This window comes from Hyphomonas sp. NPDC076881 (assembly GCF_050269995.1).
GTDB lineage: Bacteria > Pseudomonadota > Alphaproteobacteria > Caulobacterales > Hyphomonadaceae > Hyphomonas.
The window spans coordinates 40957-66836 of sequence record NZ_JBNNJJ010000018.1; the positions used below are offsets into that span (position 1 = coordinate 40957).

Annotated in this window: 24 protein-coding genes; 17 read left to right on the forward strand and 7 right to left on the reverse strand. The window is 63.4% G+C overall.

The features are described from left to right. Together chrA and ACQKI2_RS16655 are read left to right on the forward strand one after the other, a co-directional pair. Positions 1 to 1302 (forward strand): chromate efflux transporter, encoded by a 1302-nt coding sequence (gene chrA, locus ACQKI2_RS16650; protein ID WP_427380750.1) that lies wholly within the window; start codon positions 1 to 3, stop codon positions 1300 to 1302. A 163-nt stretch (positions 1303 to 1465) separates the two neighbouring features. Then, the gene (locus ACQKI2_RS16655; protein ID WP_427380751.1) at positions 1466 to 2518 is read left to right on the forward strand and encodes a TerC family protein; all 1053 of its coding nucleotides are present in this window, start codon (positions 1466 to 1468) and stop codon (positions 2516 to 2518) included. A 25-nt stretch (positions 2519 to 2543) separates the two neighbouring features. Here ACQKI2_RS16655 and ACQKI2_RS16660 read toward each other — a convergent pair whose 3' ends face one another. Continuing rightward, positions 2544 to 3014 carry a PaaI family thioesterase gene (locus tag ACQKI2_RS16660; RefSeq protein ID WP_427380752.1) on the reverse strand — a complete coding sequence of 157 codons (471 nt, stop codon included), beginning with the start codon at positions 3012 to 3014 and terminating at the stop codon, positions 2544 to 2546. 94 nt (positions 3015 to 3108) lie between these two features. Here ACQKI2_RS16660 and ACQKI2_RS16665 point away from each other — a divergent pair, with 94 nt between their 5' ends. After that, a complete protein-coding gene (locus ACQKI2_RS16665) occupies positions 3109 to 3873 on the forward strand; it encodes a hypothetical protein (protein WP_427380753.1) in 765 nt (254 codons plus the stop codon). Here ACQKI2_RS16665 and ACQKI2_RS16670 read toward each other — a convergent pair. Both ACQKI2_RS16670 and ACQKI2_RS16675 read right to left on the reverse strand, forming a co-directional pair. After that, on the reverse strand, positions 3870 to 4046 hold the full coding sequence (locus ACQKI2_RS16670; protein ID WP_427380754.1) for a rubredoxin: 177 nt from the start codon (positions 4044 to 4046) through the stop codon (positions 3870 to 3872). The genes ACQKI2_RS16665 and ACQKI2_RS16670 overlap by 4 nt on opposite strands. Next, entirely contained in the window at positions 4043 to 4696 is a 654-nt protein-coding gene (locus ACQKI2_RS16675) for a TetR/AcrR family transcriptional regulator (protein WP_427380755.1), read from the reverse strand. Before ACQKI2_RS16675 ends, ACQKI2_RS16670 begins: the two co-directional genes overlap by 4 nt. A 98-nt stretch (positions 4697 to 4794) precedes the next feature. On the opposite strand from ACQKI2_RS16675, the gene ACQKI2_RS16680 reads away from it, so the two are divergent. Then, entirely contained in the window at positions 4795 to 6069 is a 1275-nt protein-coding gene (locus ACQKI2_RS16680) for a cytochrome P450 (protein WP_427380756.1), read from the forward strand. 9 nt (positions 6070 to 6078) lie between these two features. Here the strand turns inward: ACQKI2_RS16680 and ACQKI2_RS16685 are convergent, their stop codons facing one another. Together ACQKI2_RS16685 and ACQKI2_RS16690 are read right to left on the reverse strand one after the other, a co-directional pair. Next, positions 6079 to 6726 (reverse strand): phosphatase PAP2 family protein, encoded by a 648-nt coding sequence (locus tag ACQKI2_RS16685; RefSeq protein WP_427380757.1) that lies wholly within the window; start codon positions 6724 to 6726, stop codon positions 6079 to 6081. Next, the gene (locus ACQKI2_RS16690) at positions 6723 to 8087 is read right to left on the reverse strand and encodes an ABC1 kinase family protein (protein ID WP_427380758.1); all 1365 of its coding nucleotides are present in this window, start codon (positions 8085 to 8087) and stop codon (positions 6723 to 6725) included. The genes ACQKI2_RS16685 and ACQKI2_RS16690 overlap by 4 nt, the downstream gene beginning before the upstream one ends. Positions 8088 to 8336: 249 nt before the next feature. Between ACQKI2_RS16690 and ACQKI2_RS16695 the strand changes: the two genes are divergently transcribed. The 8 genes from ACQKI2_RS16695 to ACQKI2_RS16730 all read left to right on the forward strand — a co-directional run bounded on the left by ACQKI2_RS16695 (position 8337) and on the right by ACQKI2_RS16730 (position 15989). Further along, entirely contained in the window at positions 8337 to 9119 is a 783-nt protein-coding gene (locus ACQKI2_RS16695; RefSeq protein WP_035594038.1) for an enoyl-CoA hydratase-related protein, read from the forward strand. A 116-nt stretch (positions 9120 to 9235) separates the two neighbouring features. Continuing rightward, positions 9236 to 9499: a 30S ribosomal protein S20 gene (rpsT, locus tag ACQKI2_RS16700; RefSeq protein WP_035594036.1), complete on the forward strand. Its 264-nt coding sequence runs from the start codon at positions 9236 to 9238 to the stop codon at positions 9497 to 9499. A gap of 569 nt (positions 9500 to 10068) precedes the next feature. Further along, entirely contained in the window at positions 10069 to 11508 is a 1440-nt protein-coding gene (gene dnaA / locus ACQKI2_RS16705) for a chromosomal replication initiator protein DnaA (RefSeq protein ID WP_427380759.1), read from the forward strand. A 186-nt stretch (positions 11509 to 11694) separates the two neighbouring features. Next, positions 11695 to 12816, forward strand: a complete 1122-nt coding sequence (gene dnaN, locus ACQKI2_RS16710; protein ID WP_427380760.1) for a DNA polymerase III subunit beta — start codon at positions 11695 to 11697, stop codon at positions 12814 to 12816. A 47-nt stretch (positions 12817 to 12863) separates the two neighbouring features. Beyond that, positions 12864 to 13976, forward strand: a complete 1113-nt coding sequence (gene recF / locus ACQKI2_RS16715; RefSeq protein ID WP_427380761.1) for a DNA replication/repair protein RecF — start codon at positions 12864 to 12866, stop codon at positions 13974 to 13976. A gap of 70 nt (positions 13977 to 14046) precedes the next feature. Further along, positions 14047 to 15153 carry an S-(hydroxymethyl)glutathione dehydrogenase/class III alcohol dehydrogenase gene (locus tag ACQKI2_RS16720; protein WP_427380762.1) on the forward strand — a complete coding sequence of 369 codons (1107 nt, stop codon included), beginning with the start codon at positions 14047 to 14049 and terminating at the stop codon, positions 15151 to 15153. Positions 15154 to 15371: 218 nt separating this feature from the next. Beyond that, positions 15372 to 15749, forward strand: coding sequence for a VOC family protein (locus ACQKI2_RS16725; protein WP_427380763.1), 378 nt, complete (start codon positions 15372 to 15374; stop codon positions 15747 to 15749). A gap of 63 nt (positions 15750 to 15812) precedes the next feature. Continuing rightward, the gene (locus ACQKI2_RS16730) at positions 15813 to 15989 is read left to right on the forward strand and encodes a hypothetical protein (RefSeq protein ID WP_427380764.1); all 177 of its coding nucleotides are present in this window, start codon (positions 15813 to 15815) and stop codon (positions 15987 to 15989) included. A gap of 105 nt (positions 15990 to 16094) precedes the next feature. Here ACQKI2_RS16730 and ACQKI2_RS16735 read toward each other — a convergent pair whose 3' ends face one another. Beyond that, positions 16095 to 17186, reverse strand: a complete 1092-nt coding sequence (locus tag ACQKI2_RS16735; RefSeq protein WP_427380765.1) for a glutathione S-transferase — start codon at positions 17184 to 17186, stop codon at positions 16095 to 16097. Positions 17187 to 17335: 149 nt separating this feature from the next. On the opposite strand from ACQKI2_RS16735, the gene fghA reads away from it, so the two are divergent. Continuing rightward, the gene (fghA, locus tag ACQKI2_RS16740; protein ID WP_427380766.1) at positions 17336 to 18181 is read left to right on the forward strand and encodes an S-formylglutathione hydrolase; all 846 of its coding nucleotides are present in this window, start codon (positions 17336 to 17338) and stop codon (positions 18179 to 18181) included. Here the strand turns inward: fghA and hemN are convergent. Then, positions 18178 to 19530, reverse strand: a complete 1353-nt coding sequence (gene hemN / locus ACQKI2_RS16745; RefSeq protein ID WP_427380767.1) for an oxygen-independent coproporphyrinogen III oxidase — start codon at positions 19528 to 19530, stop codon at positions 18178 to 18180. The two genes, fghA and hemN, sit on opposite strands and share 4 nt — an antisense overlap. Before the next feature lie 132 nt (positions 19531 to 19662). On the opposite strand from hemN, the gene ACQKI2_RS16750 reads away from it, so the two are divergent. The 4 genes from ACQKI2_RS16750 to ACQKI2_RS16765 all read left to right on the forward strand — a co-directional run bounded on the left by ACQKI2_RS16750 (position 19663) and on the right by ACQKI2_RS16765 (position 25715). Next, entirely contained in the window at positions 19663 to 21816 is a 2154-nt protein-coding gene (locus ACQKI2_RS16750) for a DEAD/DEAH box helicase (protein WP_427380768.1), read from the forward strand. Positions 21817 to 21989: 173 nt separating this feature from the next. After that, complete coding sequence (gene gyrB, locus ACQKI2_RS16755) at positions 21990 to 24434, forward strand: DNA topoisomerase (ATP-hydrolyzing) subunit B (protein ID WP_427380769.1); 2445 nt, start codon at positions 21990 to 21992, stop codon at positions 24432 to 24434. Positions 24435 to 24437: 3 nt separating this feature from the next. Next, a complete protein-coding gene (locus ACQKI2_RS16760) occupies positions 24438 to 25433 on the forward strand; it encodes a DUF2971 domain-containing protein (RefSeq protein ID WP_427380770.1) in 996 nt (331 codons plus the stop codon). A gap of 99 nt (positions 25434 to 25532) precedes the next feature. Next, the gene (locus ACQKI2_RS16765) at positions 25533 to 25715 is read left to right on the forward strand and encodes a DUF3008 family protein (protein WP_427380771.1); all 183 of its coding nucleotides are present in this window, start codon (positions 25533 to 25535) and stop codon (positions 25713 to 25715) included. Positions 25716 to 25880: the final 165 nt, after the last annotated feature.

A 25880-nucleotide genomic window follows, 5' to 3' on the forward strand; every position in this document is an offset into this window, starting at 1 on the left:
GTGACGGAAGCCGCTGCCCCCTCGCCCAGCCTGAAGGAGCTCGCCTCGGCGAGCTTTCGCGTCGGCTGTCTCGGCTTTGGCGGCCCGGCGGGGCAGATCGCCCTGATGCACCGGGTTTTCGTGGAGGAGAAGCGGTGGATCGGTGAGGCTGAATACCTGCACGCGCTTAACTACTGCATGTTGCTGCCCGGCCCAGAGGCGCAGCAGCTGGCCACCTATGCCGGATGGCGCCTGCGCGGCGTGACCGGCGGGGTGATTGCCGGACTTCTGTTCGTGCTGCCCGGCGCCCTGATCGTGTTCGCACTGACCTGGCTTTATGCCGCCTGGGGCACGCTGCCCGTGGTGGCAGCCCTTTTCTATGGGGTGAAGGCGGCGGTGATCGGCTTTATTCTGGAAGCGTTGGTCAAGGTAGGCCGCCGGGCGCTCAAAGGCCCCCAGGATATTGCCCTGGCTGCGGCTGCTTTCCTCGGCCTATTCCTGTTCCAGATGCCCTTCCCGCTGGTTATCGGCCTGGCGGCAGGGATTGGCCTCGTGCGCAGCCTCTCGCAGCCAAGACCTGCCGCCGCAGCGCTCCCCATCCCTGCGGAAAAGACCAGCGCCGGAAGGGCATTGAAGGCGGCGGCAAGTTGGGGGGCGCTCTGGTTTGCTCCGCTGATCACCGCCATGGTGATGCTCGGCCCGGATCATGTGCTCACCAAGGTTGGCATATTCTTCTCCAAGCTGGCGGTGCTGACTTTTGGCGGGGCTTACACCGTTCTGGCCTATCTGCAGCAGCAGGCGGTGGAAGCCGAAGGCTGGCTCACGGCGCCGCAGATGATCGATGGCCTCGGCCTTGCCGAAACAACCCCGGGGCCTCTGGTGCTGGTCAACCAGTTCGTCGGCTTCATGGCCGGCTGGCAGACGGAAGGCGGCGGACTGTGGCTGGCCGCAGCCGCGGCGCTCATGGCCAGCTGGTGCACCTTTGCGCCCTCCTTCGTGTGGATCTTTGCCGGCGCTCCCTTTTCGGAGGGGTTGCGGCGCAGCCGGGCGGCCGCCGGCATATTGCAGGCGATTACGGCCGCCGTGTTCGGGATCATTGCCAAAGTGGCAGCCGTGTTCGGGATGGCGGTGCTGTTCCGGGGCGCGATCAACACGCCTCTGCCCTGGGGTAGCCCGCTTTCCCTGCCAGACTTTACGCAGCCGGATCTGCTGGCCATGGCTATTGCGGCAGGCGCTGCGATTGCCCTGATCCGCTACAAGGTGAACATTGTTCTGGTCGTCCTGGGCTGCGCGCTGGCAGGTCTTCTCAGCTTCTGGGTCTGACAGGCTACAGCGCCGCGTGGCTTGACGGCGCGCGCGCTTGATCTACCCTGCGCCGCGTCAACCGGGTCCGGGCCCCTCTGGTGTTTGCGGCGGCAAATGCGATGTCGGAACCTAGAAGCAACTCGCGCGGACGCGGCGCACTGCTTTGACGGCACCCCCAATCATGCCAGATTTCCTGACCGTGGAATATGCGGCGCAGCCTTTATGGCTGTGGGCCGCTTTTCTCTCCCTCATCTGTTTTCTGCTCTGGGTCGATCTTGGCCTGCTGAACAAGAAAGACGAGGTCATCTCCCCGAAGAAAAGCGCCATCATGTGGTCCTGCTTTGCTTCGCTCGCCGTGGCCTTCGGATTCTACATCTATTTCGGCTACCAGCCCGACCCGCAATTCTACAACAGCCCGGAAAACCTCAACCAGCAGGCGGCAGTTCAGTTCGCCACCGGCTATCTGCTTGAGACCGCGCTTGCCTTCGACAACATCTTTGTCATCGGCATGGTATTCACCTTTTTCGCCGTGCCCCGGGAGTATCAGCACCGGGTGCTGTTCTGGGGCATCCTGGGCGCCATTGTTTTCCGCGGGATTTTCATCTCCCTGGGCGCGGCGGTGGTCAATGAGTTCACCTGGGTGCTGTTCATCTTCGCCGCCTTCCTGCTCTACACCGGCGGCAAGATGCTGATCCCCGGCGAAGGGCCCGAAGAGGAAGAGCTCGATCTGGAGAAGAACCCGATCTTCCGTTTCCTGAAGAAACGCCTGCGGGTGACCGACGAGATCACCAACCACAACTTCTTCATCAGGAAGATCGACCCCGGCACCGGCAAGATGACCCGCTATGCCACACCGCTGCTGCTGGCGCTGTTCATGGTCGAGACGGTCGATATCATCTTTGCGGTGGACTCAGTGCCGGCCATCTTTGCCGTCACCCGCGACCCGTTCATCGTCTACACATCCAACATCTTCGCCATTCTCGGCCTGCGCTCGATGTATTTCATGCTGTCGGCAGCCGTGGAGCGGTTCAAATACCTCAAATACGGCCTCGCCGCCGTGCTGGTACTGATTGGCATCAAGATCTTCTGGAACTTCCTGCTCTACAAGGAACTCCACCTCGTGCCCTATCTGGAGCCGCACTGGTCGCTGATGCTGACGATCGCGCTGCTCGGCGGGGCGATCCTCTTCTCGCTGTGGAAGACCGGCGCGGACGAAAAGGCCCACAAGCCCTGATCCGGGGAGCGGGATTGATCCTTCGTCAGGCGCCCGCTGTGGTCCTGACGAAGGGTTTTCCCTCTTCCCGGCGGGGGATCACCTTGAAGATGCCGGTGCCCCGCATCAGCAGCTTGTCGCCCGTCCAGATGCGGCCTTCAACCGTGAACACATCATCCTGCCGGCCGGCGATCACGCCCTTGCCCTCGACAAAGCTGCCCAGCGGCGCGCCGGAGACGAAGTCGCACATCAGGCGGACGGTCACCCACCAGGTGTCGTCATCCTTTTCCACGGCGGCGCCCCAGGCCATGTCGGCGAAGGTCATCAGCATCCCGCCATGGGCGTTCATCATGCCGTTGGTGTGGTATTCCTCCACCCGGAAGGCGCGCATCAGCGTGCCGTCTTCGCGCTTCTCGAACAGCGGGCCAATCTGGCGGCCAAAGCCGCGATGCCAGGCCAGCTGCGTGTAGCCGGGCGGGAGTTCTGTGGTCTGATAGCGATTGAAATCGTCGGTCATGGGCAGGCTCCTAAACCCGGCCACGCCTTCCCTGCAAGACCTGCCTTCAAATTGCCGCAACGTTCCGCAAACGATTTTTTCCATGACGCGCGTGGTGGCAGCTTTTCTTGTTTTCCTGGGTCTGGCGGCCCAGCCCGCGATGGCCGAGCCCCGGGCAAGGGACGACCTTCTCGTCAGCGCCTCGGTGCTGGCCGCGCAGGAACCGCTGGACGCCTGCGGCGGGCGCAAGCTGCTGGACAAGATCGTGCCCGATGGCCCGTTCCTGGAAGCCTGCAAGTTTCATGATGCCTGCTACCGCTCCGGCGCGCTGGATCAGGGCCGCTGCGACGCCGATTTCCTCTCCGACATGCAGACCGCCTGCGACGCAGAATACCCTCTGAGCAAAGCAGGCGCGAGCAATGCCGCCTGCCGGGTGGCAGCGGCCACCTATTACAAGGCGGTCAATTCCCGCTTCGGCGCCCTGCTCTATCCGGGCGGCCGCACCGAAGGACAGCTCGGCAAGATCACCCAGCGCGTAACCGCCAATGGCGGCACGCCGCATCTGGACGCCTGCAGCGAGGTGACCAACACTGCCAACCGCAAGCTGCGCTATTATCTCACGCTGCATGATGCCAAAGGCCAGTGGATCGCCACCGCCCCGGCGCTGAAATCAGCCGCCCTGCAGCCGGGCGAGACGCGCCGGCTTTGCGCCGGCACAGCGCTCTCCTTCTTCCGCAGCGCGCAGAATATCGGCCCGGCCTATGCCGTGACGCTGAAGGCAGATGATCCCGCCTCAATCAACCCGTTCGGCGATCTTGTCAGCCTCGACCGGATGGATTGCGAGACGGCCAGCGGCGCCTGCCGCCGGGTCGAGCCCTAGATCTCGGCCATGTCGAAATCGGACTTCGGCGTGCCGCAGAGCGGGCAGATCCAGTCATCCGGAATGTCGCTCCACCGCGTTCCGGGGGCGAGGCCCTCATTCGGGTCGCCCTCCTTCTCGTCATAGATGTAGCCGCAGGTGCGGCATTGCCATGTCTTGAACCCGTCGCTCATGTGTCCTCCCCGTCCGGCCTGCGTAGCCGGGCCTTGATCGATGTAATCAGCGCGCCATGCACCGGATCCGGGTCGAAAGCGGGATCGACCAGCGCCTGGATGCGCATTCCCAGAAGCGAGCAGCCCACCAGCAGCGCTTCGGCATCTGCGTCTATGTCTGCGCGGATATGGCCATTGGCCACGCCGCGCTCGATGAAGCCGCGGATCAGCGCGCGCTCGATCTCGTGGGAGTCGCGAAACGCTTCGCGCGTTTCCAGCCGGTCAGCCACAGCGGCGGCCAGCAGCATGAAATAGGTGTCGGCCTCTTCGGATTCCCGCATGGCCAGGCAATGGAGATCGACGAAAGCGCACAGCGCGCTCAGCCCGTCCATATCCGAAACCCTCGCCGCATCGAGGTATTCGCCCTGCCCCTCATGCAGGCGGGCGATCACAGCCCGGATCAGCCCTTCCTTGGACCCGAACCGCTGAGTGACCAGGCCGCGCGAGAAGCCCGCCTCCTTGCCGATCGCGTCAAAGGTCGCGGCAGACACGCCCTGCTCGCCCACAACCCGAATGGCCGCGCTGAGAAGCTCGCGCTCCGACCGGTCACGCCTTTCAGCCTGAGTCAGGCGGCCCGCCGCCGCAGATGATCTCGTACCTGTGTCAGACATACGCACCCCCTAACATATTTGTTGGCTGTATAGCAAGTTTGATGTAAAGCAGTCCGCACCCCGGAGATCGCAAAACCCGGAAGTGGGAGGATTGAAACATGGCCATACCTGAACACATTGCCCGTGATGTTGTTGACCCCAAAGCCTATGCCGATGGCAAGCGCGTGGATGATGCCTTCCGCTGGCTGCGCGCCAACGCGCCGCTGGATGTGGCTGAGGTGGAAGGCTTTGACCCCTTCTGGGTCGTGACCCGTCATGCCGACATTCTCAACATCGAAAGACAGAACGATCTGTTCCACAATGAAGACCGCTCGGCCACGCTGACCACCATCGAAAGCGACAAACGGGTGCGCGAGATGATGGGCGGCAAACCGAACATCCTGCGCTCGCTGGTGCAGATGGATAACCCGGACCACATGCAGTACCGCCGCCTGACGCAGGCCTGGTTCATGCCGCAGAACCTGCGCAAGCTGGAAGACCGGGTGCGCGAGATTGCGCGCGGCTTCATCGACCAGATGGCGGAAAAAGGCACCGAATGCGATTTCGCCCGCGATGTCGCCTTCCTCTATCCGCTGCATGTCATCATGGAAGTGCTGGGCGTGCCGCCGATTGACGAGCCGCGCATGCTGAAGCTGACGCAGGAACTCTTCGGCACCCAGGACCCGGACGTGAACCGGGCCGGCAAGGAAGTCGGCAACACCGAAGACACGCTGAAGATGATCAATGAAACGATCTTCGACTTCATGACCTATTTCAACGCCATGACCGAAGACCACCGCCAGAACCCGCGCGAGGATCTCGCCAGCGTGATCGCCAATGGCGCCGTCTACGGCCAGCCGCTCGGCCATCTCGAAGCGATGAGCTATTACATCATCGCCGCCACCGCAGGCCACGACACCACCTCCAACACCACCGCCGGGGCCATGTGGGCGCTCGCCGAAAACCCCGGCCAGTTCCGGAAGGTGAAAGACGATCTCTCGCTGATCCCGTCCATGGTGGAGGAATCCATCCGCTGGGAAACGCCGGTGAAACACTTCATGCGCACCGCTACCGACGACACGGAAATCGCCGGGCAGAAGATCGCCAGGAATGACTGGCTGTTTCTGGCCTATCCTTCCGGGAACCGGGACGAAACCGTGTTCGAAGATCCCTACAGCTTCAAGGTCGACCGCTCGCCCAACAAGCATGTCGCCTTCGGCTATGGCGCCCATGTGTGCCTGGGCCAGCATCTTGCCCGGATGGAAATGCGCCTCCTGTGGGAAGAACTCCTCCCCCGCCTCCACTCCGTCGAACTCGCCGGAAAACCCTCCCGCACGCAGGCCAACTTCGTCAGCGGCCCGAAAACCGTGCCGATCCGTTTCAAGATGAACTGAGCGGCAGGGTCAGCGCGCGGCCACCCGGCGCAGTACCAGCCACCACAAGGCTGCCCAGGCGGTGCCCAGGCACCAGCCTGCCAGCACATCGGTCGGCCAGTGAACGCCAAGATAAATCCTGCTGATCCCGACAAGAAAGGTCAGCAGGATCGCGCCGGCATAGATCAGTGTCCTGATGGGCCGGGCCGGCTGCCCGCTGGCCAGCAATGCGCCGATGATCAGAAAGGCAGCGGTTGCCTGCAGGGCGTGGCCGCTGGGAAAACTGGAATGCGCCGTATGGGTCAGATGATCCACAAGGTCGGGGCGCAGCCTGTCGATCCCCTGTTTCAGCAGGTGGGTCAGCAGGCCGCTCGACCCGATGGCCAATGATAAAATGATCGCCGTGACGTAGTTTCTCAGCAAGGCATAATAGAGCGCCGCTCCGAGGGTCAGCAGGGTCAGGGCCGTGTATCCGCCAAGTGCCGTGATGTCCGCCATCGGATGCGTCAGCCAGGCGCTGAAAACCGGTTGCGACAAGTCCCCGGGCACCCGGAACCAGCGCAGCACTCCATGATCGAAGCCATGCGCGGCGCCGGCAGAAACCAGCCCGGCAAGAACTGCAAACCCCAGCACACCAAGAACAATCAGCACGAGGGGCCACCGATCTGCGCGCGTCATGCCAGCCCCGCCCGGCCGAGCGCCTCCGCCTGCCGTGCCGCCACCGTCTCCACCGAGAAGCCCTCAAGGCTCTCTTCAAACAGTTGGTGAAAATTGAGCTCCGCCCCCAGCCGCAGATAGGCGGCGCCAAGGCCGATGGCGGCGCGGTCCATGAACACGAACTCGCGCGGGATCTTCACCGGTCCCTTCTCCTTCAGCAGCTGGCGCACCCGGAACGCTTCCTTGCGGCCATACTCGCCCGCCGAAACCCCGTCGGCCACCGTGCGCACCCGGTCATCGATGATTGGCCCATAGATGAAGCGCGCCCAAACGTTCAGCACCTCCACCAGCTCCCGCGACAGGTTCTGGAACCCCCAGGCCTCATAGGCAGCATAAGCGGCATCGAAATCATCGTGCAGCATCGCCCGGTAGAGATCGACCACGCCCGCCACAAAAGCCGGCGGGAAGATGCGCACGCAGCCAAAATCGAGAAGGTTGATCCCCTCCCCGCCGCCGGTCACCTGATAATTGCCAAGATGCGGGTCGCCATGGATCACCGCGTAGGAGTTCATCGGCGCCCACCAGGTCCAGAACAGCATCTCGGCGATCCGGTTGCGCACTTCCTGCGGCGCGGTCTGAAATGCGTCGAGCCGGTCGCCCTCCAGCCAGGTCATGGTGATGAGCCGGGCCGTCGACAGCTCCGTTACCGGCTCCGGGCAGGTGATGAACGCCTTGTCGGCCAGCATGTCCCGGTAGAGCGCCATATGCTTGGCCTCACGGGCGTAATCGAGTTCCTCGCGCAGCCGGTCGGTGATCTCCTCAACCATCTCGTCGGCATCAATCGAGCCGTCCATGCGTTTGAAGAGGCCCAGAAGTGTCCGCAGTTGTCCGATATCGGCTTCCACCGCGCTCGCCATGTCCGGATATTGCAGCTTGCAGGCAGCCTTGCGGCCATCATGCAGGGTGGCTTCATGCACCTGCCCCAGCGAGGCGGCATGGCTCGCTTCCTTGCCAAACGCCGCAAACTTGCCCTCCCAGTCCGCCCCCAGCTCGGCCCGCATCCGCCGCTTCACGAAGGGCCAGCCCATGGCCGGGGCCGCAGCCTGCAGCTTGGCAAACTCGGCGGCATATTCCGGCGGCAAAAGGTCCGGCACGGTGGACACCATCTGCGCCACCTTCATCAGCGGCCCCTTGGACTTGCCCAGCGCCGCCGCCATCGCCCTGGCCACCCGCTCATCCCCCTTGTCCCCGCCAAACAGCGACTGGGCAGCAAAGGTCAGCCCCGCGCCGGAAAGGTTGGCGCCCACCTTCGCCGTGCGCGCAATGCGGCCGGAAAGGCGGTTGCGTTCAGGATCAGGCGTGTCGGAAGGGGGCGGGCTCATGCCCCAAGATATAGAAGCCCTGCCCCGGGATGGACAGGCGGCAGGTGACCGGGGTGACAAACTGTTCATGTAGGCGTATACGCCGCCTCCAGATCGCCACAATTGCTGAGGCCCCGCCCTGCACCATCCACGCACGTTTTCCTGATCAGCCCTCCTGACCTGAAACCAGAACGACGCGACCCAGCAGCGCCTGCATCCCAAAGACAGACACCGGCAGCCCTGCCGCCGCCCTCCCCTCAAGGACCCATCATGGCCTACAAGACCCTCATCACCGAAGTGAACACCGAAGACGGATATGCCGTCATCCAGATGAACCGCGCCGAGAGCCTGAACGCCCTCAGCGAGGAGATGATGTCGGAACTTACCCAGGCGCTGGACCGGTTCGAGGCGGACGACACCATCCTCTGCGTGATCCTCACGGGCTCCAAACGGGCCTTCTCCGGCGGCGCAGATGTCAAGGAAATCCAGGGCAAGACCTTCCCCCAGTCCTATTATGAGGATTTCATCACCCGGAACTGGGAACGCGCCGCCCGGGCCCGCAAGCCGATCATCGCGGCGGTCGGGGGCTATGCCATCGGCGGGGGCTGCGAACTCGCCATGATGTGCGACATCATCCTGGCCGCCGACAATGCCCGCTTCGGCCAGCCGGAAATCCGCCTCGGCGTGATGCCCGGCGCCGGGGCCACCCAGCGCCTTACCCGCGCCATCGGCAAGTCGAAAGCCATGGAACTCTGCCTGACCGGACGGATGATGGAGGCCGACGAAGCCGAACGCTGCGGCCTTGTCGCCCGGATCGTGCCCGCCGATGAGCTGATGGAAGAAGCCCGGACCCTGGCCACCACCATCGCCGCCATGCCCCGGGCTGCTGCCATGATGACCAAGGAAGCCATCAATGCGGCCTTCGAAACCCCGCTATCGCAGGGAATCCAGTTCGAACGCCGCCTGTTCCAGTCCCTTTTTGCCACCGATGACCAGAAAGAAGGCATGAAAGCCTATGTGGAGAAGCGGTCCGCGCATTTCCGGGATCGCTGACGGCGGCGGCGAAAAGGCTGCTTTTCCGTCATGATGGCGGTTGACGCCACAGGGCCGTTTATGTATCTCCGCGCCTTCTGCCCGAGGGAGTTCCCGCCGGGCGCCAGGAGTTTGTTATGGCGAATACCCGCTCAGCCAAGAAAATGGTGCGCAAGATCGAAGCGCGCACCGAGGTCAATAAAGCCCGCCGCTCTCGCGTGCGCACCTATGTTCGCAAGGTCGAAGAAGCGATCGCATCCGGCGACAAGTCGGCCGCTCAGGAAGCCCTGAAAGCTGCCCAGCCGGAAATCATGCGCTCCGTGACCAAAGGCGTGACCCACAAGAACACGGCTTCCCGCAAGGTTTCGCGCCTTTCGGCCCGCGTCAAGGCAATGGCCTGAGGGCAGCGCGCAGGCTTGCTACCAGCCTTTTAAGCGGTAGCTGAAAAGATGGCCCGCCAGGTAAGCGCCCGGCGGGTTTTCCTTTTCTGCCCCCTCCCCATGGCAGGCGCGGGAAATGTCTCCGGCAGTGCCATAACCCCTCCATCTTGATGGATCAGGGGGCAATTTTTCCATGGGATCAAGGTTGCCGCGCGGCGATGTTGCAGCCCAGCAAAAGCAAGGTCAAAAAAAATGTATTCCACAGGCCTGAGAATGCTTTCCGTATTGACAGAACAGAAGCGAACAAAAGTAAGCGGGCAATCACTTCAAACTTTTTTTGAGACGTCAGTTGCATGAATCTCTGCTGATTTTTTTTCGGAGACCGCAATGTCAACACGCGAAATGCGGCTGTCAAAAAAAGTTAGTACTTGCCAGAAAAATCCCCCGGGAATAATTTCTCCATACCAGCGAATTTAGTCCCGGTACAGAGTTTTTTGTGTTTCAGGCGGGGGCCTGCCGGGTAGTGTCGTGTACTCGCTGGGATGAGCGAAGATAATTAGAAACGGGGCTCGGTGATGGACCGAAACGGAATGACTGTCTCGCCTTTTGGATCAGAGGCGGTCGATAACAACGATGCTTTTGAAGCGACGGGTCAAAGGATCTGGAATGGCGTTCGCGATGTCCTGCGGGACAAGATCGCGGAAGCTGAATTTGACCGCTGGATTGAAGATCTGCGCCTCGTCGCAGACCATGAAGGCGAAATGATCGTGGCTGCGCGGGATCCGCTGGCCTTTGATCGGGTAACCAGCCAGTATCTGCGCTTGATCGAGAAACTGTGGGCCGCCGCTGACCCGGCAGAGCGCACGTTCAAATTGATCTGTTGGCGGAATGCTCCGGCGGATCTGCGCGATCTGGTCGATGACCCGTGGGCAATCGAGGCACCGGCCGCGCCGGCTGAGCCTGAGGCGCCCGCCACCTCGTCTGGAGCTGGCCCAGCCATGACCTTCGATACACTGGTCACCGGCCCGTCGAACGAGATCGCCGTGACGCTGGCAAAGCGTATCGCGGCAGGCCTTCCGGCCGGCACCGCCACCACGCTGATCTATGGCCCTCCGGGCACCGGCAAGACCCACCTGATGCAGGCGCTCCGCCAGGAGACGGCCCGCCGGGATGCCGGACGCCGGATCGTGTATCTGACAGCTGAGGAATTCATGTCGGCCTATCTCGACGGCGTCAAAGCCCGTGACACGAGCGACCTGAAGAAGCGCCTGCGGGCCGCCTCGATCCTGCTGATCGACGACCTGCACCGGATCGCCGGCAAGCCGGGCACCGAGGCTGAACTCTATCAGAACATCCGCGAAGTCACCTCCAATGGCGGCCAGGTCGTTCTGGTGGGCGACTCCGCGCCGGGTGAAGCCAACGGCTTCGGCCAGCGGATGCGCAGCGAAATCAAGGGCGCCACCGCCGTTGAGGTCGCCCTGCCCGACGCGGACATGCGCCGCGAAATCCTCGTGCGCCTCGCCGGTCACATCGCCGAGAACCACCCGGCTTTCGTGCTGACCGAAGAGATGATGCAGCGCCTCAATAACGGCATCCGTGGCCCCGGCCGCGAGCTGACCGGCGCCGTGTGGAGTCTCTACACCGAGGCGGGCTTTGGCGAGCGCGCCCCGACGATGGAGATGCTCGAGAAGATTATCCGCCGTCATGCGGGCGAGCAGCGCGAGCCCTCGATCGAGGTGATCAAGCGCGCGACACTGAAAGTCTTCCCGATTGCGAAGTCGGACCTTGAAGGCCCCAGCAAGATGCGCGGTTTCGTCTATCCGCGTCAGATCGCGATGTATCTCTGCCGGACCATGACCCGGAAATCCTTCCCCCAGATCGGCCGCGCCTTCGGCAAACGCGACCACACAACGGTTCTCTATGCGTTCCGGCGCATGGATGGGGATCTCGGAAAAGATCAGGAGCTTGCCTCCGATATCGCCAAGGTACAGGCGGTGATCCACGAGCTGATGGAAAGCGGTCAAAACTGACCCCTTTTCCGGGTCCGCTCAGCGCCAGCGCTTGGCTTTTTCCGGAAGTTCGTTAAGGCTCTGCAGCCCGCTCCTGCCCGGAGCGGGCTGATTCTTGCCGGCCCCGGCAGAACAGAGCTTAATGAAAACCCGGCGCAAGACTAGGAAACGGAGCCCTGGCCGGCTCCCTGATGGACGGATGACACGATGAAACTGACGATCGAACGCGGAGACCTTCTGGACGCCCTCAGCCATGTCCAGAACATTGTCGAGCGCCGGACGACGATTCCGATCCTCTCCAACGTCCTGCTCGAAGCCTCCCAGGGCGCGCTGAAGCTCACCGCAACAGACCTCGACATCGAAGCGGTCGACTCTGCCGATGCGAAAGTCTCCAAGCCCGGCGCCATCACCGCCCCGGCCGGTACGCTGTTCGATGTTGTCCGCAAGCTGCCCTCCGGCGCCGAGGTGGAGCTGGAGCTCAACCCGGAATCCCAGCGCCTGACGATTGCCGCCGGCCGCTCGCGGTTCGAGCTACCCACCCTGCCCGCCTCCGATTTCCAGACGATGACGCCGGATGAAGGCGCCGTCAGCTTCAAGCTCCCGGCCAAGGAGTTTGCGCGCCTGATCGACAAGACCCGTTTCGCCATCTCCACCGAGGAGACGCGCTATTATCTCAACGGCATCTATCTGCATGCCGCCAAGGCCGATGATGGCAGCGCCGTGCTGCGCACCGTGGCCACCGACGGCCACCGCCTGGCGCTGGCTGAGCTGAAAGCCCCCAAAGGCGCCGAGAAGCTCACCGGCGTGATCGTGCCCCGCAAGACGGTCGGCGAAGCCCGCCGCCTGGTCGATGGGCTGGACGAGGATGTCGAGATCGAAGTCTCCGACACCAAGATCATCCTGCGCGCCGGCCGCGCCGTGCTGACGTCGAAACTGATCGACGGCTCCTTCCCCGATTACGCCCGCGTCATCCCGAAGGGCAACGACAAGAAGATGACCGTCGACAACAAATCCTTCGAGGCCGCCGTGGACCGCGTCTCCACCGTCTCGGCAGAGCGGTCGCGCTCTGTGAAGCTGTCGGTTGCCAATGGCCGCCTGACGCTCGCCGTCAACCATGCCGAAACCGGCGCGGGCAATGAAGAGATCGAAGCCGAGTATGAAGCCGATCCGATGGAAATCGGCTTCAACGCCAAATACCTGCTCGACATCGCCAGCCAGATTGAATCGCCCGATGTCGAATTCATGTTCAACGACCCGGCCTCACCCGCGCTCGTGCTCGATCCGTCGGATGGATCTGCGCGCTATGTGGTGATGCCGCTGCGGGTGTAACCGCGCCAGCGGAGACACCCTGCCCGGCGTGGCGGCGGGAGAGTTTCATGACCGCCCTCACCCGTCTCAGCCTGACAGACTTCCGCAACTATGCGGGCCTGACGCTGCGCCTCGATGGGCGCCATGTCTGCCTCTATGGCTCCAATGGCGCGGGCAAGACGAACCTTCTCGAAGCCGTCAGCCAGTTCGGCCCCGGCCGCGGCCTGCGCAGCGCCCAGCTTTCCGAGATGACCCGCCGCGACGCGCCCGGCGGCTGGGCGCTCGCCGCCACGCTGGATGATGAGCAGAAAATCTCCATCCATCTGGAAGGCTCCGGCGCCGCCAAGCGCAATGTACGGATTGATGGCGCGCCCGCCTCCCCCGGCGACCTCGCCGAGCGTATCCGCATCGTCTGGCTCACCCCGGCGATGGACGGCGTATTCCGGGGCGGCGCGTCCGACCGCCGCCGCTTCTTCGACCGGCTGGTGCTCGCCCATCTGCCCGCCCATGGCAAAGCCTCCGCGCGCTATGAAAAAGCCCTGGCCGAACGCAATGCCCTGATCGAGCGCGGCCATGTCGACCCCGCCTGGGCCGACGCCATCGAGGCCCGCCTCGCCGAAGCGGGCACCGAGATGGCCATCAACCGCGCCATCGTGCTCGAAGCCCTCCAACTGGCCATCGACGCGCGCCCCGAAGGTCATTTCCCGAAGGCAGACCTCACCCTGGAAGGCGAGGCCGAAGCCGCCGCCCTGAGGGGCGAAGACTTCCGCACCATCTTCGACCTGCTGGTGGATGCCTACCGGAACGGCCGCCGCCGCGACATCGCCGCCGGGCGCACGCTCGCAGGCCCCCACCGCACAGACCTCGCCGTCATCCACCGGCCCACGGCCGCCCCTGCGGGGGAAGCCTCTACCGGCCAGCAGAAAGCCCTGCTGATCGGGCTCATCCTCGCCTCCGCCACCGCCCTGTCTGCGGGCGGCTCGGGCCCCTCGCCCCTCTTGCTGCTCGATGAAGCCGCCGCCCACCTTGATCCCGACCGCCGCGCCGCCCTCTTCGACGAGCTCTCCGCCCTCGGCGGCCAGGCCTGGCTGACGGGCACCGAAGCCTTCCTCTTCGAAGCCTTCGGCGACCGCGCCCAGCGCATCCGCGTGGACGAAGGCACAGCCGCCCTCTCCGAATAGACCCCCAGCCGGCAGTGGACCCCGGCCCCGCAGCAGATTAGGTAAGGGTTCGAAATAAGGAGCCTGCCCCATGAAAACCCGCGCCGCCGTCGCCTTTGAAGCCAAGAAACCGCTCGAGATTGTCGAGCTTGATCTGGAAGGCCCCAAGGCCGGTGAAGTGCTGGTCGAGATCATGGCCACGGGCATCTGCCACACCGACGCCTACACGCTCGACGGGCTGGACAGTGAAGGCATCTTCCCGTCCGTCCTCGGCCATGAGGGGGCTGGCATCGTGCGCGAGGTGGGCGCGGGCGTCACCAGCGTGAAGCAGGGCGATCACGTCATCCCGCTTTACACGCCCGAATGCCGCCAGTGCAAAAGCTGCCTCTCGGGCAAGACCAATCTGTGTACGGCCATTCGCGCCACACAAGGCAAGGGCCTGATGCCGGACGGCACCAGCCGCTTCAGCTATAAAGGCCAGCCGGTCTTCCACTATATGGGCTGCTCCACCTTCTCGAACTTCACCGTCCTCCCGGAAATCGCCGTGGCGAAAATCCGCGAAGACGCGCCGTTTGACAAAGCCTGCTATGTCGGCTGCGGCGTCACCACCGGCGTCGGCGCCGTCGTCAACACGGCCAAGGTTCAGGTGGGTGAGAATGTCGTCGTCTTTGGCCTCGGCGGCATCGGCCTCAACGTCATCCAGGGCGCGCGCATGGCGGGTGCGGACATGATCGTCGGCGTCGATATCAATGACAGTAAGGAAGAATGGGGCCGCAAATTCGGCATGACGCATTTCGTCAACCCGAAGAACGTCTCCGATGTCGTCGCGCATATTGTCGAGCTGACCGGCGGGGGCGCAGACTATTCCTTTGACTGCACCGGCAACACCACCGTCATGCGCCAGGCGCTGGAATGCTGCCATCGCGGCTGGGGCACCAGCGTCATCATCGGTGTGGCTGAAGCGGGCAAGGAAATCAGCACACGTCCCTTCCAGCTCGTCACGGGGCGCAACTGGCGCGGCACCGCCTTCGGCGGCGCCAAGGGGCGTACGGACGTTCCGAAAATCGTCGACTGGTACATGAACGGCAAAATCGAAATCGACCCGATGATCACCCACGTCATGACGCTGGACAAGATCAACGACGCTTTCGACCTGATGCACGAGGGCAAGAGTATCCGGAGCGTGGTGGTATATTGATGCCCAAGAAGATCGAGCCAACAAATCCCGAGCGCGAATGTGAACTAGGTCGAGTTGCTCTGTGGCTTGAAGCCCACGATCTGACTTGGCTGTCGCAACAGTGCTCGTGCACAGACGATACGCCAATTGAAGATCGAGAGAGATGCGCCCGAGTCCGGTTTCGATCCCGAGCAGCATTGCATAAGGCAGGTCTAATCAACAACGAAGAGGAAACGTAAATGTTCAGTCACGTCATGGTCGGGTCTAATGACATCGGCAAATCGAAGAAATTCTATGACGCCCTGTTCGGCGCGCTCGGCGGGAAGCCGGCGATCCAGGACCCGAAAGGCCGCCTGATCTATATCCACAATGGCAGCATGTTCCTGGTCACCCAGCCAATCGACGGCCAGCCCGCCTGCCACGCCAATGGCGGCACGATCGGGTTTGCAGCGACCTCCACCGAGCAGGCAGACGCCTGGCACAAGGCCGGCGTGGAAGCCGGCGGCACCGCCATCGAAGACCCGCCGGGCTGGCGCGAAGGCGGCGGCATGAAGCTCTACCTCGCCTACCTGCGCGATCCGGACGGCAATAAGATCTGCGCCATGATGCGCGGCTGATGACAGCGGGGAGTATCCGGCCATGGTCTATCCCGCCCCGGATACGCCCGACCTGTCGCGCATATGCGAGACGGCCTCACGCCAGCCCTGAAGGCAGAGATCGCCGCCCGCTGGCCCGCCCTCGACTATTATTCCGACGGCGGAAGCCCGCATAACCAGCCCGACGAAGGCTATATCGAAAACGGCTTCGCCATCTCCTTCCCCCGCCCCCGCTATAGCGCCCCGGACGGCTCATCCTGAGCGAAGTCGAAGGACGAGCCGGGGCTGGCGGCAGTTCTGTTTGGCGCATCCTTCGACTTCGCTCAGGATGAGCGCGGTCTGCGTTACCAGCCTCCCCCCAGTACCTTACGCCAGCGCCAGCCGGTAATTCATCCGCACAAGGCGTTTTGACAGGCGGAAAGTCTTCAAAGGTTCCCCGCGCACGCGCTCCAGCAACGCATCTGCCCGCGCCTTCGCGGCCTCGTCCATCGCGTCATAGGCGTCGGTCACCGCCTGCAGCCGGTAGAGCGGAAAGGTCCGTGCCTGCGCCGGGCCGCGCGTGCCTTCAATATCGATCCAGATTTCCCCCAGCCCGCGCGGCAGGAATGCGCCCGCTGCCGCCTCACGGGCCCAGCCCTCAAACAGCCGCGCCGTCTCCTCCAGCGCCGGAAACTGCTCGCGCATCTGCCGCGCCAGGATCGGCTCCAGCGTTTCGGGGATCGCGTCCTCCGCCAGCAGATCACCCGCGCCCTTCCCGCCCGCATGCGCCCGCTCCACCCAGCCGGCCACGCGCGGCGCCAGCCGCTTCATCAGTTCGCCAGAGGCCGGGTCGCGGTAAAGATGCGCATAGAGCGGCCCGATAAAGGCAAAGTCCGCCAGGCACGGCCGCGCGCCCAGCAGATAGGGATGCTGCTCGAGATGCGCCGAAAACTCTCCCAGGAACGCTTCATAAGATGCCTCGATCCCCGGAATGGTTTCGGGATGCACGCCCAGGATCGGCAGCGCGCCCTTGAAGCGCTGGCCATTCTTCTTGCCGATCTCATACTGCTCGCCCCAGCTGGCCTGCGGCGCAGACAGAGCGCCAAACTCGGCATAAGCCCAATCCTCGTTATAGCTCCACCGGTAATGCATCGCCGGCAGGGTCAGCCATTCATCCGCATAGAGATGGAGCAGCTGCGCCACGAACCGCTGCAGCGGCGTCTGCGGTATCGCGGGCGGGGCAAGCCCCTCGCGCGCTTCCACCGTCTCGATGATGTCGGCAGAGTCCTGCACCACCTCGCCCTCCGGCGTCACCATCACGGGGATCACCGGCCAGCCGACCTTCGGCAGGATCACATCGCGGTAAACCGCCTGCGTGGCCAGCTCCTCGCGAAAGTCCACGCCCCGCCAGCGCAGATAGGCCCGCGCCTTGCCCGTGAAATAGCTGACCTCAGCCCCATACAGCGTATATCCGCCCATGCCTGTCCCTTTGACGTCTCTTGCTTTGTATTGTCATCTCAAATGCCAATAAATCAGGCAAGCCCCCGCCCCGCTTTCCTTGACGAGGCGGGCGGCAAGAGGCCAGAAGGGCCCTATCCCCGTTTGCCTGCCAGCCAGAGAGTATGCCCATGACCCAGCTTACCCAAGTCTCCGCCTGGAAATCCTTCGGCGGCACGCTTTCGGTCTATGATCATGAGAGCCCCCTGCTCGGCTGCGCCATGCGCTTTGCCGTCTATGTTCCGCCCCAGGCCGCCCATGGCCCCGTGCCGGTGCTCTGGTATCTCTCCGGCCTCACCTGCACCTGGGCCAACATGATGGAAAAATCCGGCGTGCAGGAACATGCCGCCCGCCACGGCCTCATCATCATCGCCCCAGACACCTCCCCCCGCGGCGAACATGTGCCCAATGACGACGCCTATGATCTCGGCCAGGGCGCAGGCTTCTACCTCACGGCCACGCAGGCCCCCTGGGCCAAAAACTACAGGATGGACCAGTATATCACCGATGAACTCCCCGCCCTCATCGCGGCGAATGTTCCGTCAGCGGATATGTCGCGTCAGGGCATCTTCGGCCACTCCATGGGCGGCCACGGCGCCATCACACTGCATCTGAAACATCAGGATACCTACAAATCCTGCTCGGCCTTCTCGCCCATCACATCCCCCGCCCGCGTGCCCTGGGGCGAAAAGGCGTTCACCGCCTATCTCGGCCCCCTCTCCGTCGCCTGGGAACAGTATGACGCCACAGAGCTGGTGAAAGAGCGCCAGTCCAAAGCCCTGATCCTGATCGATACGGGCACCGCCGACAGTTTCCTCGAAACCCAGCTCAAACCGGAAATCTTCATCCAGGCGTGCGAGAAAGACGGCCAGCGGCTCGATTACCGCCTGCGCGAAGGCTACGGCCACGACTATTATTTCATCGCCACCTTCATGGACGAACACATCGCCCATCATGCCAAAGCCCTGAAAGGCTAGACCGCCTTTGCGTGGCGCTGCGGCGCGGCGGCGGGTGAGCGCGCGTCAAAGCACTGCGCCACCGTGCGCAGCATGATGCGCGCCTCTTCCGGCACGGTCACCACCGTTCCGGAAACATGGCAGAGCCCTATCCGCTCCAGCTCCCGCGCCGCGTCCAGCGCGCCGTCCAGCCGGTCGTCGGGCACGCCCATCCCGGCGCACACTTCCGCCGCATCCACCTCCAGCCGGCACATCAGCGTCTCCAGCGCCCGGGCGCGCAGGCGGTCGTCCGGCGTCAGAGCAATGCCGCGCTCGGCTGGCAAATGGCCTGCGGTGACCGCTTCGCCCCACGCCTTGCGGTCCTTGAGGTTCTGGCTGAAGCCCTCGCGGAACTGCGAAATGGCCGTGGCGCCCATGCCGATCAGGGTTTCGCACGGGTCATCCGTATACCCCTGGAAATTCCGGTGCAGGCGGCCTTCGCGCGCGGCAATCGCCAGCGTGTCATCGGCCCGGGCGTAATGATCAAGCCCGATGGCCACATAGCCTGCCCCTTCCAGGGTCATCGCCGCCACACGGGCCTGCGTGAACCGCTCATGGAGGCCCGCCAGGGCGTTCTCATCAATCGCGCGCTGATGTTTGGCAAACCAGGGCACATGCGCATAGCCGAACACGGAGACACGCGCCGCGCCCATCTCGGCGGCAAAGCGCGCGGCCTCCACCACATGCTGCGTCGTCTGGTAAGGCAGGCCATACATCAGGTCCATGTTGATGGCATCGATGCCCGCCCCGCGCAGATCCTCGATCAGCGCCACCACCATGTCGCGCGGCTGGATGCGGTTGATCGCATGCTGCACATCCTCCGCGAGTGTCTGCACCCCGAGGCTCACCCGGTTGACCCCGGCGCGCGCAAAAGTGGGCACCTGCCCCGGCTTCATCGTGCGCGGGTCCAGTTCCACAGCAATTTCCGCGCCCGTGCGGAGGCCGAAATGGCGCTGCAATGCGTCCATCAGTTCCAGGAAATCATTCGGGTTCAAAATGTTGGGAGAGCCGCCGCCAAAGTGCAGATGGCCGATCCCGCCATGCGGCCCCATCGCCCGCCCGCGCAGCGAAACCTCCTTCAGCAGAAGGTCCACATACTCCGCCACCCGCCGGTAACCATTGGGCACGCTGGTGGCACAGCCGCAATACCAGCAGAGCTTGTCGCAGAAGGGAATGTGCAGATAGGCGGAGATCGCCTCATCGGCGCGTGTGGCCGCCGACCAGGCCATGGCCGCGGCCACGCCCGTCTCAGGCGTAAAATCCGCCGCCGTCGGATAGCTGGTATAGCGGGGCACAGCGCGCGTCGCGTAGGGGATCCAGGCGTCTTTCATGGCCGGGGAGATACCACCGCTTAAGGATGTTCACTGTAAGTATTCTCCCTTATGTGGCGTCCTGCCATGGCGCCCGCCCCCGTTCTGTGTCATTGGGCACCGATTGTGACGCCTGAAAGTCTTGTCTCCTCCATGAATCTGCCTGAAACCCTGCCTGCCGCCCTCCGCGCAGCCATCCTTGAGCGTGGCTACGAAAACCTTACCGAAGTCCAGTCCGCCGCCACTGCGCCGGAACTGGAAGGACGCGACCTTCTGGTCTCCGCGCGCACCGGTTCAGGCAAAACGGTTGCCTTCGGCCTCGCCATCGCGAATGAGCTCCTCGCCGGGGAAGAAACCTTCCTCATCCGCGCGTCCGCCCCCCTCGGCCTGATCATCGCGCCCACGCGCGAGCTTGCCCTGCAGGTCGCCCGCGAGCTGCGCTGGCTCTACGCCAACGCCAATGCCGAAATCGCCACCTGCGTCGGCGGCATGGACATGCGCGACGAGCGCCGGGCCCTGGAACGCGGCGCCCATATCGTTGTCGGCACGCCGGGCCGCCTGTCAGACCATATCAATCGCGGCTCGCTCGACACCTCCGAAATCCGCGCTGTGGTACTCGATGAAGCCGACGAGATGCTCGACATGGGCTTCCGCGAGGAACTTGAGCACATCCTCGAAGACACCCCTGAGGATCGCCGTACCCTGATGTTCTCGGCCACTGTGCCAAAAGGCATCGCAGCACTGGCCAGCCGCTACCAGAAAGACGCCCTGCGCATTACCACGGCCAGCGACACCAGCGCCCATGCCGACATCGCCTATGAAGCGCTGATGGTCGCCCCGGGAGATGAAGAAAACGCCATCGTCAACATCGTGCGCCATTCCGATACCGAAAGCGCCATCGTCTTCTGCTCCACGCGCGTGGCCGTGAACCATCTCGTCACCCGCCTTGGTAATCGCGGTTTCAGCGTGGTCGCCCTGTCGGGCGAGTTCAGCCAGAAAGAGCGCGCCAACGCCCTTTCCTCGCTGCGCTCTGGCCGTGCCCGCGTCTGCATCGCCACCGATGTGGCCGCCCGCGGCCTGGACCTGCCAAAGCTTGACCTCGTGATCCATGCAGACCTGCCGCGTGATCCGGCCACCCTGCTCCACCGCTCTGGCCGCACGGGCCGCGCTGGCCGCAAGGGTATCAGCACACTGATCGTTGCGCCCAAGGCCCGCCGCCGGGTCGAGCGGCTTCTGCAGGACGCAAAGGTCGAGGCCCGCTGGGGCCGCCCGCCGTCTGCCGATGATGTCACCGCGCGCGATGACGCCCGCCTTCTGGCCGATACCGCGCTCACCAATCCGATGATGGAGAAAGAAGAAGACCTCGTTGCCCGTCTGATGGCGGAACATACGCCCGAGCAGATCGCCGCCGCTTTCATCCGCAAGGCCCGCGCTGGCCGCTCGGCGCCCGAAGACCTGCGCGAAGTGGACGACCGCCCGGCCCGCAAACCCCGCGAGGATCGCGGCGAGCGGGAATGGCAGGACCGCCCCGAACGCGCCCCCCGCGAACGCCGCGACTGGTCAGACCGCGAACCGCGCGAGCCGCGTGAACCCCGCGCCCGGCGTGAACGCGCCAGCATCGACGGCGCCGTCTGGATCGCCATCAATGTCGGCCGCAAGAAGAATGCCGATCCCAAATGGCTGCTGCCCATGCTCTGCAAGGCCGGCGGCATCGACCGCGATCAGATCGGCCAGATCCGCATCAATTCCGGCAACACCCATGTCGAGCTGACCCCTGAAGGCGCCGAGCGCCTGTTCGAGCACGCCGAGAATGGCCGCCTTGAGGGCAGCCTGCAGGCCTTCCCGCTCGACGGCGTGCCCGAGATCGAGGATGCCGGCCCTCCGCCCCGCCGCGAACGCCGCCCGGAAGGGCGCAGCGAAAGCCGCAGCGAGGATCGCCCGCCCCGCTTCGACCGCGCCGAGCGCCCGGAGCGCCGCGAACCGCGTGAGCGCAAGGGCGACTGGAACCCCGCCGAACGTCCCGCCCGCAGCAGCGAGCGCCCCGACTGGAAAGACCGCCCCAGCCGCGCTGAAAAGCCCGCCGGAAAGCGGTATGACGGCCCCCGCGAGGAAGGCCGCAGCGAGCGTCCCGCCAAGCCCGCCTGGGCCGGCAGCAAGGACAAGCCGTCCTTCACCAAGGGCCCCGGAAAGTCTGCCGGAAAGCCCTCGGGCAAGCCGGCCGGCAAGGGCAAACCGGGCGGTAAATCCGGCCCGCCCAAGGGGCCAAAAGGCAAGAGTTTCCAGGGTCTGAAGAAGCCGCGCGCGTAAGCCGCCGCCGGGGCGGCCCCGCCGCCCCGAAAACCCTCGGCAATCCCCTGATTCCAAATACTTTTTTGCCGCCCCCGCGGCACTGCAAAATGATTGCCGCTCCGGTTCCCAGCGGAGCGTAAATCCCCTATATTTAAGGGGAATTTCGAAGAATCATCGAGAAAGCAATTCCCATGGCCGAAGACATCCATCCCGAAGCCCCCGAACAGGGCGGCGAAGGCGAATATGGCGCGGGCTCCATCAAGGTCCTGAAGGGCCTGGATGCCGTGCGCAAGCGCCCCGGCATGTATATCGGCGACACCGATGACGGCTCCGGCCTCCACCACATGATCTACGAGGTCGTCGACAACGCCATTGACGAGGCCCTCGCCGGCCATGCCGACCGCGTCACCGTCACGCTCTACCCCGATGGCTCGGCCGAAATCACCGATAACGGCCGCGGCATCCCCGTCGGCATGCACCCCACCGAAGGCGTCTCCGCCGCCGAGGTGATCATGACCCAGCTGCACGCGGGCGGTAAGTTCGATTCCAACTCCTACAAGGTCTCCGGCGGCCTGCACGGCGTGGGCGTCTCGGTCGTCAACGCTCTGTCTGACTGGCTGGAGCTGACCATCCACCGCGAAGGCAAGGAACACTTCGTCCGCTTCGTCGAGGGCGGCCGGGTTGAGGCGCCGCTGGAAACGCGCGGGCCTTCCCCGAAGCGCGAGAATGGCAAGCCCTATACCGGCACCGCCGTGCGCTTCCTGTCCTCGCCCGCCACCTTCACGATGACCGATTACGACCGCAAGACCCTGGAACACCGCCTGCGGGAGCTCGCCTTCCTCAATAGCGGTGTGCGGATCATCTTCCGCGACGAGCGGGAGGCAGAGCCCTATGAGACCGTGCTGGAATATGAAGGCGGCGTGAAGGCCTTCGTCCAGCATGTCGACCGCCAGAAACAATCCCTGATCGGCGAGCCGATCTATGTCATCGGCGAGAAGGACGGCATCACCGTCGAGGCCGCGATGGAGTGGACCGACAGCTATCACGAATCGGTCCTCTGCTTCACCAACAACATCCCCCAGCGCGATGGCGGCACCCACCTGGCCGGCTTCCGCGGCGCGCTCACGCGCATCATCAACAAATACGCCAACGAAACCGGCGTGGCGAAGAAATCCAAGGTCGAGATCTCCGGCGACGACGCCCGCGAGGGGATGACCTGCGTTCTGTCGGTCAAGGTGCCGGACCCGAAGTTCAGCTCACAGACGAAAGACAAGCTCGTCTCCTCCGAGGTCCGCCCGGTCGTCGAAAGCCTGATCAACGAGAAGCTGGGCGAGTGGTTCGAGGAGAACCCCAAGAAGGCCCAGATCATCATGGAGAAGATCGTCGAGGCCGCCGCCGCCCGTGAGGCCGCCCGCAAGGCGCGCGAGCTCACCCGCCGCAAATCCGCGCTCGACATCACCTCCCTTCCGGGAAAACTGGCAGACTGCCAGGAAAAAGATCCGGCCAAATCCGAACTCTTCATCGTCGAGGGGGATTCCGCCGGCGGCTCTGCCAAACAGGGCCGCAGCCGGGACAATCAGGCCATCCTCCCCCTGCGCGGCAAGATCCTCAACGTCGAGCGCGCGCGCTTTGACAAGATGCTCTCCTCCGATCAGGTCGGCACACTGATCATGGCGCTCGGCGCCGGCATCGGGCGGGATGAGTTCGACATCAACAAGCTGCGCTATCACAAGATCATCATCATGACCGATGCTGACGTCGATGGCGCCCACATCCGCACCCTGCTGCTCACCTTCTTCTATCGTCAGATGCCGGAGATTATCGAGCGCGGTTTCCTCTACATCGCCCAGCCCCCGCTCTACAAAGTCACGCGCGGGCGCTCCGAGCGCTATGTCAAGGATGATGGAGAGCTCGAAGCCTACCTGATCGAGGAAGGCACGAGCGGCGAAACCCTGATCCTTGCCGATGGCACGCAGATTGCCGGCGCTGACCTGCGCGAGCAGGTCCACCAGGCCGCGAGCTTCCGCGCCAGCCTGCGCCGTCTCGCCCTGCGCGCGCCGGCAGACCTGATCGAGCACGCCGCCCTCACCGGCGCGATGAAGCCCGGCGCGGGCCAGGCAGAGGCAGACGCGACCGCCGCCCGCCTCAACCGCCTCGCCGAAGAAGGCGAAGACACCTGGGTCGGCCGCTTCGTCGAAGGCGCGCTTGTCTTGCAGCGCACCGTGCGCGGCGTGGACGAAACCGCCGTCCTGCCCCCCGCCCTCCTCGCCAGCCAGGACGCCATGCGCCTCACCGAGCGCGCCAATGGCCTGCGCGAGCTTTATGCCGAGCCCGCCATCCTGCGCCATGAGAAAGGCGGCGAAATTGCCGTGAACGGACCATCGACCCTGCTGGGCGCAGTGCTCGAATCCGGCCGCAAGGGCCTGAAGATCCAGCGCTACAAGGGCCTGGGCGAAATGAACGCCGGCCAGCTCTGGGAAACCACACTGGACGCCAACGCCCGCACCCTCCTGCAGGTCAAAGTCGAACACGCCGACGAAGCCGACGAACTCTTCACCAAACTGATGGGCGACGTGGTCGAACCCCGCCGCGAGTTTATCGAAGAGTTTGCGCTGGAAGCTGAGGTGGATGTTTAGACAATGACCGAAGAGGTAATCGAACCCGGCGTGGCCCTTTGGTACAAGTTGGTCGATTCTCTAAATGATCAGGTTTATTCGAACACTGACGAGCTGAAATGCCTCGTCCACTACACTAACTTCGCATCCTTCAAGTCAATTGTTGAAAATAACGAGCTGTGGTTCAGCTCAATCGACAGGATGAACGATTACAATGAGGTGCGACATGGAAAAAGGCTTGTACAAGAATTAGTCCGAGATGACAGCTCGGAAGTCAGCACGATCGTTCGAGACCTGATGCACAGCTACCCAAATCAACTTGCAGAAGTCGATAAGGTCTTCATCGAGAACAGCTTAAGCGACCCTTACGATACCTTTATTTCGTGTTGGTCAAATTGTGACTTGGTGGCATTCCAACACGATAACCTTGCAATGTGGCGCAGCTATGCAGCGGATGGTAATGGTGTTGCCATTGCTATCGACCCCAAAGTGATTCAATTGGGGACCCTGAGATACAGTGAGATCACTTTCTGGCCTGTTCGGTACGAGACAGAGCATGAGTTCGCTCATAGATGCGCAGCACTTTTACGTATCTTTCGGGATGCTCTAGTTTCACTTTCTGACGAAGAACGGAACCTGCCAGCTAGTATTTTCGCGAGCGCTTTTAATGAGCTTCTTTTCTTTCTAGCAGTGACACATAAACATCCAGGGTTCGGAATTGAGCGCGAATGGCGATTTGTTTGGAGACGCAGCCACTCAAGCAATAAGTATCTGGAATATTTGAAGCCTCAAATTAGTGCGAGAGGCTTGTTCGAGTTCTTCTGCCTCCCGCTTAAAGATGATCCCGAACTAGCTAATGGTCCGATCACATTGGATAAAATCCTTACTGAAGTGATGATAGGACCAACGTCCGACCTTCCTCACAAGCATTCCGCCACGTTGAATATGTTACGTAGAGCTGGAATCGATCTTTCTCGCGTCAAAGTTACAGCCAGTTCGATCCCTTATCGATCAAGTTAGCTTCACAAGTCTCAAGGGCGCAGACGCAACCTTTCCCGCCCTCGCGCATTAGAACCTCCGTGGGAGGACGCGCGCGGCCCCAGCGAAAGGAAGCGTGCCATGAAAGCCAAGTCCGAAGCCCAGCAGAAAGCCGCCGGCGCGGCCCTCTCCGCCAAACGCGGCGACACCCCCAAATCCAAACTCCAGGGTGCCTCGAAGAAGATGCAGGCGTCCATGAGCCAGAAAGAGCTTGAGGAAATGGCCTCCACCAAGCGCAAGAAACTCCCGGAACGGAAGAGCTAGGCCGCGCGGGCAGAGCCCTCACCTCCCACGCCCTCCGGGCGCGGGCCCCTCCTCTCCCAGAGGGAGAGGGTGACCCAGCCCCCTGAATTCCGGCCATGATTTTGCAGACTCTCTCGATTAGAGAGGATGACACATGCGCAAGAGCAGATTTTCAGACGAGCAGAT